Consider the following 7,152-nt stretch of genomic DNA (forward strand, 5'->3'; position numbering starts at 1 on the left):
AGATATGACATCAAATAACAATATTATTTTATCTGCTCAAGATATCGTAGTGGAATTTGACGTGCGCGATCGCGTACTGACAGCGATTCGTGGCGTATCGCTTGAGCTAGTAGAAGGTGAAGTTCTTGCCTTGGTTGGTGAGTCAGGTTCAGGGAAATCAGTTTTGACAAAGACGTTCACCGGAATGTTAGAAGATAATGGCCGTATTGCCCAAGGTTCGATTAAATACCGTGGTCAAGAATTGACAGATTTGAAATCGAATAAAGATTGGGAAAATATTCGTGGATCTAAGATCGCTACAATTTTTCAAGACCCAATGACAAGTTTGGACCCAATCAACACAATTGGTTCACAAATTACAGAAGTCATTATCAAACACCAAGGGAAAACAGCTAAAGAAGCTAAAGAAATGGCTTTGGACTATATGGAGAAAGTTGGAATTCCAGATGCGGAACGTCGTTTTGATGAGTATCCATTCCAATATTCAGGTGGGATGCGTCAACGGATCGTTATTGCCATCGCCTTGGCCTGCCGTCCAGATATCTTAATCTGTGACGAACCAACAACAGCCCTAGACGTAACCATTCAAGCGCAAATCATTGATTTGTTGAAATCCCTTCAAAAAGAATACCAATTTACAGTTATCTTTATCACCCACGACTTAGGTGTGGTTGCAAGTATTGCAGATAAAGTAGCCGTTATGTATGCTGGAGAAATTGTTGAGTTTGGTAAAGTAGAAGAAATTTTCTACGATCCAAAACATCCATACACATGGAGCTTGCTTTCAAGCTTGCCTCAATTGTCAACCTCAGATGGTGATCTTTACTCTATTCCAGGAACTCCGCCATCATTGTATGCTCCAATCAAAGGAGATGCCTTCGCACTTCGTTCAGACTATGCAATGCAGATTGATTTTGAAGAAGAGGCACCTGCTTTCAAAGTAACCGATACTCACTGGGCTAAGACATGGTTGCTCCATCCAGATGCACCAACAGTTCATAAACCAGAAGTAATCGAAAACCTTCACGAAAAGATTGGCTCAAAAATGGGCTTCACTCACATTACAGAATAGGAGGAAGGAAATGACTGAAAAATTAGTTGAAATTAAAGATTTAGAAATTTCCTTCGGTGAAGGAAGTAAAAAATTCGTTGCTGTAAAGAACGCCAACTTTTTCATTAATAAGGGAGAAACTTTCTCTCTTGTTGGTGAATCAGGAAGTGGTAAGACAACAATTGGGCGTGCGATCATTGGTTTGAATGATACAAGTGCTGGAGAAATTATTTATGACGGTCGCAAGATCAACGGAAAAAACTCTCATAGTGAAAAATCAGAGTTGATCCGTAAAATTCAAATGATCTTCCAAGACCCAGCAGCAAGTTTGAATGAACGTGCAACAGTTGATTATATTATCTCTGAAGGTTTGATCAACCACCATTTGTTTAACAGCGAAGAAGAACGTCAGGAAAAAGTGAAAAATATTATGCATGAAGTTGGGCTTCTAGCAGAACATTTGACACGTTATCCTCACGAATTCTCAGGTGGTCAACGTCAACGGATCGGTATTGCCCGTGCACTTGTCATGGAACCAGAATTTGTCATTGCGGATGAACCAATCTCAGCCCTTGACGTTTCAGTACGTGCGCAGGTCTTGAACCTGTTGAAAAAATTCCAAAGAGAATTAGGCTTGACCTACCTCTTTATCGCCCATGACTTGTCAGTTGTGCGCTTCATTTCTGACCGTATTGCAGTTATCTATAAAGGGGTTATTGTAGAAGTGGCAGAAACTGAAGAGCTATTTAACCACCCAATCCATCCGTACACACAATCCCTACTTTCAGCGGTCCCAATTCCAGATCCAATTCTAGAACGTAAAAAAGTTCTAAAAATCTACGATCCAGAACAACATGATTACTCTGAAGATAAACCACAAATGGTTGAAATTAAACCAGGTCATTATGTATGGGCTAACAAAGCTGAAGAAAACAAATACAGACAAGAATATAAATAGAGAGGATTCCCTCTCTATTTTCTTTATTTTAAAAAAACATTCAAAAAAATAAAATTTTTTGAGAAAAAGTATTGACAGTAAGGGTAGGTCATGATATACTAATATAGTTGTCGCGCGAGAGCGACAAAGACCTTTGAAAACTGAACAAGACGAACCAATGTGCAGGGCGCTGTAACTAAGGTTATAGTAACTGAACAATAAAAAAACAATAAATCTGTCAGTGACAGAATGAGTTTAAGACAAACAATTATTTTAATGAGAGTTTGATCCTGGCTCAGGATGAACGCTGGCGGCGTGCCTAATACATGCAAGTAGAACGCTGAAGCTTGGTGCTTGCACCGAGCGGATGAGTTGCGAACGGGTGAGTAACGCGTAGGTAACCTGCCTCTTAGCGGGGGATAACTATTGGAAACGATAGCTAATACCGCATAAAAGTCGATATCACATGATATTGATTTGAAAGGTGCAATTGCATCACTAAGAGATGGACCTGCGTTGTATTAGCTAGTTGGTGAGGTAACGGCTCACCAAGGCGACGATACATAGCCGACCTGAGAGGGTGATCGGCCACACTGGGACTGAGACACGGCCCAGACTCCTACGGGAGGCAGCAGTAGGGAATCTTCGGCAATGGGGGCAACCCTGACCGAGCAACGCCGCGTGAGTGAAGAAGGTTTTCGGATCGTAAAGCTCTGTTGTAAGAGAAGAACGAGTGTGAGAGTGGAAAGTTCACACTGTGACGGTAACTTACCAGAAAGGGACGGCTAACTACGTGCCAGCAGCCGCGGTAATACGTAGGTCCCGAGCGTTATCCGGATTTATTGGGCGTAAAGCGAGCGCAGGCGGTTAGATAAGTCTGAAGTTAAAGGCTGTGGCTTAACCATAGTACGCTTTGGAAACTGTTTAACTTGAGTGCAGAAGGGGAGAGTGGAATTCCATGTGTAGCGGTGAAATGCGTAGATATATGGAGGAACACCGGTGGCGAAAGCGGCTCTCTGGTCTGTAACTGACGCTGAGGCTCGAAAGCGTGGGGAGCAAACAGGATTAGATACCCTGGTAGTCCACGCCGTAAACGATGAGTGCTAGGTGTTGGGTCCTTTCCGGGACTCAGTGCCGCAGCTAACGCATTAAGCACTCCGCCTGGGGAGTACGACCGCAAGGTTGAAACTCAAAGGAATTGACGGGGGCCCGCACAAGCGGTGGAGCATGTGGTTTAATTCGAAGCAACGCGAAGAACCTTACCAGGTCTTGACATCCCTCTGACCGCTCTAGAGATAGAGTTTTCCTTCGGGACAGAGGTGACAGGTGGTGCATGGTTGTCGTCAGCTCGTGTCGTGAGATGTTGGGTTAAGTCCCGCAACGAGCGCAACCCCTATTGTTAGTTGCCATCATTCAGTTGGGCACTCTAGCGAGACTGCCGGTAATAAACCGGAGGAAGGTGGGGATGACGTCAAATCATCATGCCCCTTATGACCTGGGCTACACACGTGCTACAATGGCTGGTACAACGAGTCGCGAGTCGGTGACGGCAAGCTAATCTCTTAAAGCCAGTCTCAGTTCGGATTGTAGGCTGCAACTCGCCTACATGAAGTCGGAATCGCTAGTAATCGCGGATCAGCACGCCGCGGTGAATACGTTCCCGGGCCTTGTACACACCGCCCGTCACACCACGAGAGTTTGTAACACCCGAAGTCGGTGAGGTAACCATTTGGAGCCAGCCGCCTAAGGTGGGATAGATGATTGGGGTGAAGTCGTAACAAGGTAGCCGTATCGGAAGGTGCGGCTGGATCACCTCCTTTCTAAGGAAATGGAAACCTGTACGTTGGTCTTGTTTAGTTTTGAGAGGTCTTGTGGGGCCTTAGCTCAGCTGGGAGAGCGCCTGCTTTGCACGCAGGAGGTCAGCGGTTCGATCCCGCTAGGCTCCATTAACACTGTAAGGGTGTTAAGATTGAACATTGAAAATTGAATATCTATATCAAATAGTAACAAGAAAATAAACCGAAACGCTGTAAATATTTAAAGAGTTTAGGTCGCAAGACCAAAAATAAGGTTAAGTTAATAAGGGCGCACGGTGGATGCCTTGGCACTAGAAGCCGAAGAAGGACGTGACAAACGACGAAATGCTTTGGGGAGCTGTAAGTGAGCGACGATCCAGAGATGTCCGAATGGGGGAACCCACTAGCTAATGGCTAGTACTCCTATCTGTTAAGGATAGGTAGAGGAAGACGCAGTGAACTGAAACATCTAAGTAGCTGCAGGAAGAGAAAGCAAAAGCGATTGCCTGAGTAGCGGCGAGCGAAACGGCAGGAGGGCAAACCGAAGAGTTTACTCTTCGGGGTTGTAGGACTGCAATGTGGACTTAAAGATTATAGAAGAATGACATGGGAAGGTCAGCCAAAGAGAGTAAGAGCCTCGTATTCGAAATAGTCTTTATACCTAGCAGTATCCTGAGTACGGCGGGACACGAGAAATCCCGTCGGAATCTGGGAGGACCATCTCCCAACCCTAAATACTCTCTAGTGACCGATAGTGAACCAGTACCGTGAGGGAAAGGTGAAAAGCACCCCGGGAGGGGAGTGAAATAGAACCTGAAACCGTGTGCCTACAACAAGTTCGAGCCCGTTAATGGGTGAGAGCGTGCCTTTTGTAGAATGAACCGGCGAGTTACGATATGATGCGAGGTTAAGTTGAAGAGACGGAGCCGTAGGGAAACCGAGTCTGAATAGGGCGAGTTAGTATTATGTCGTAGACCCGAAACCATGTGACCTACCCATGAGCAGGTTGAAGGTGAGGTAAAACTCACTGGAGGACCGAACCAGGGCACGTTGAAAAGTGCTTGGATGACTTGTGGGTAGCGGAGAAATTCCAAACGAACTTGGAGATAGCTGGTTCTCTCCGAAATAGCTTTAGGGCTAGCGTCGACATTAAGATTCTTGGAGGTAGAGCACTGTTTGGGTGAGGGGTCCATCCCGGATTACCAATCTCAGATAAACTCCGAATGCCAATGAATTATGGTCGGCAGTCAGACTGCGAGTGCTAAGATCCGTAGTCGAAAGGGAAACAGCCCAGACCACCAGCTAAGGTCCCAAAATAATTGTTAAGTGGAAAAGGATGTGGGGTTGCACAGACAACTAGGATGTTAGCTTAGAAGCAGCTATTCATTCAAAGAGTGCGTAATAGCTCACTAGTCGAGTGACCCTGCGCCGAAAATGTACCGGGGCTAAAACAATTTACCGAAGCTGTGGATACCTTTATAGGTATGGTAGGAGAGCGTTCTATGTGTGGAGAAGGTGTACCGTGAGGAGCGCTGGAACGCATAGAAGTGAGAATGCCGGTATGAGTAGCGAAAGACAGGTGAGAATCCTGTCCACCGTAAGACTAAGGTTTCCAGGGGAAGGCTCGTCCGCCCTGGGTTAGTCGGGACCTAAGGAGAGACCGAAAGGTGTATCCGATGGACAACAGGTTGATATTCCTGTACTAGAGTATGTAGTGAAGGAGGGACGCAGTAGGCTAACTAAAGCGTGCGACTGGAAGTGCACGTCTAAGCAGTGAGGTGTGAATTGAGTTAAATGCTTAATTCTGTAACATTGAGCTGTGATGGGGAGCGAAGTTTAGTAGCGAAGTTAGTGACGTCACACTGCCAAGAAAAGCTTCTAGCGTTAATCATACTCTACCCGTACCGCAAACCGACACAGGTAGTCGAGGCGAGTAGCCTCAGGTGAGCGAGAGAACTCTCGTTAAGGAACTCGGCAAAATGACCCCGTAACTTCGGGAGAAGGGGTGCTGGCTTTTAGTCAGCCGCAGTGAATAGGCCCAAGCAACTGTTTATCAAAAACACAGCTCTCTGCTAAATCGTAAGATGATGTATAGGGGGTGACGCCTGCCCGGTGCTGGAAGGTTAAGAGGAGTGCTTAGCGTAAGCGAAGGTATGAATTGAAGCCCCAGTAAACGGCGGCCGTAACTATAACGGTCCTAAGGTAGCGAAATTCCTTGTCGGGTAAGTTCCGACCCGCACGAAAGGCGTAATGATTTGGGCACTGTCTCAACGAGAGACTCGGTGAAATTTTAGTACCTGTGAAGATGCAGGTTACCCGCGACAGGACGGAAAGACCCCATGGAGCTTTACTGCAGTTTGATATTGAGTGTCTGTGCCACATGTACAGGATAGGTAGGAGCCATTGAGATCGGGACGCCAGTTTCGATGGAGGCGTTGTTGGGATACTACCCTTGTGTTATGGCCACTCTAACCCGGTAGGTTCATCATCTACGGAGACAGTGTCTGACGGGCAGTTTGACTGGGGCGGTCGCCTCCTAAAAGGTAACGGAGGCGCCCAAAGGTTCCCTCAGAATGGTTGGAAATCATTCGCAGAGTGTAAAGGTATAAGGGAGCTTGACTGCGAGAGCTACAACTCGAGCAGGGACGAAAGTCGGGCTTAGTGATCCGGTGGTTCCGTATGGAAGGGCCATCGCTCAACGGATAAAAGCTACCCTGGGGATAACAGGCTTATCTCCCCCAAGAGTTCACATCGACGGGGAGGTTTGGCACCTCGATGTCGGCTCGTCGCATCCTGGGGCTGTAGTCGGTCCCAAGGGTTGGGCTGTTCGCCCATTAAAGCGGCACGCGAGCTGGGTTCAGAACGTCGTGAGACAGTTCGGTCCCTATCCGTCGCGGGCGTAGGAAATTTGAGAGGATCTGCTCCTAGTACGAGAGGACCAGAGTGGACTTACCGCTGGTGTACCAGTTGTCTCGCCAGAGGCATCGCTGGGTAGCTATGTAGGGAAGGGATAAACGCTGAAAGCATCTAAGTGTGAAACCCACCTCAAGATGAGATTTCCCATGATTTTATATCAGTAAGAGCCCTGAGAGAAGATCAGGTAGATAGGTTAGGAGTGGAAGTTGTGTGAGCAATGGAGCGGACTAATACTAATAGCTCGAGGACTTATCCAAAGAGTCAGAAGATATTGACAACGAAAGGTTAACTTGTTAGAATATAGATGTTCAATTTTGAATGTTTAATCATTCAGAGTTAAGTGACGATAGCCTAGGAGATACACCTGTACCCATGCCGAACACAGCAGTTAAGCCCTAGAACGCCGGAAGTAGTTGGGGGTTGCCCCCTGTGAGATAAGGTAGTCGCTTAGC

General features: G+C 46.7%; 2 protein-coding genes, 1 tRNA gene and 3 rRNA genes. All 6 read left to right on the forward strand.

The window, feature by feature from the left end; genetic code table 11:
* Window positions 1-4: 4 nt before the first annotated feature.
* The 6 genes from ADG03_RS04290 to rrf all read left to right on the forward strand — a co-directional run bounded on the left by ADG03_RS04290 (window position 5) and on the right by rrf (window position 7,152).
* Window positions 5-1,072 carry an ABC transporter ATP-binding protein gene (locus ADG03_RS04290; protein WP_003004369.1) on the forward strand — a complete coding sequence of 356 codons (1,068 nt, stop codon included), beginning with the start codon at window positions 5-7 and terminating at the stop codon, window positions 1,070-1,072.
* Between the two features lie 10 nt (window positions 1,073-1,082).
* Window positions 1,083-2,009 carry an ATP-binding cassette domain-containing protein gene (locus tag ADG03_RS04295; RefSeq protein WP_003010296.1) on the forward strand — a complete coding sequence of 309 codons (927 nt, stop codon included), beginning with the start codon at window positions 1,083-1,085 and terminating at the stop codon, window positions 2,007-2,009.
* 251 nt (window positions 2,010-2,260) lie between these two features.
* Window positions 2,261-3,808, forward strand: a 16S ribosomal RNA gene (locus ADG03_RS04300).
* Window positions 3,809-3,861: 53 nt separating this feature from the next.
* A tRNA-Ala gene (locus tag ADG03_RS04305) sits at window positions 3,862-3,934 on the forward strand.
* A gap of 123 nt (window positions 3,935-4,057) precedes the next feature.
* Window positions 4,058-6,957: ribosomal RNA gene (locus ADG03_RS04310) — 23S ribosomal RNA — on the forward strand.
* A gap of 79 nt (window positions 6,958-7,036) precedes the next feature.
* Window positions 7,037-7,152: ribosomal RNA gene (gene rrf / locus ADG03_RS04315) — 5S ribosomal RNA — on the forward strand.
* Together the 16S, 23S and 5S rRNA genes with 1 tRNA gene alongside form the textbook arrangement of a ribosomal RNA operon.

Origin of the sequence: Streptococcus parasanguinis (assembly GCF_001069785.1) — a bacterium.
GTDB classification, from domain to species: Bacteria; Bacillota; Bacilli; order Lactobacillales; family Streptococcaceae; genus Streptococcus; species Streptococcus parasanguinis_T.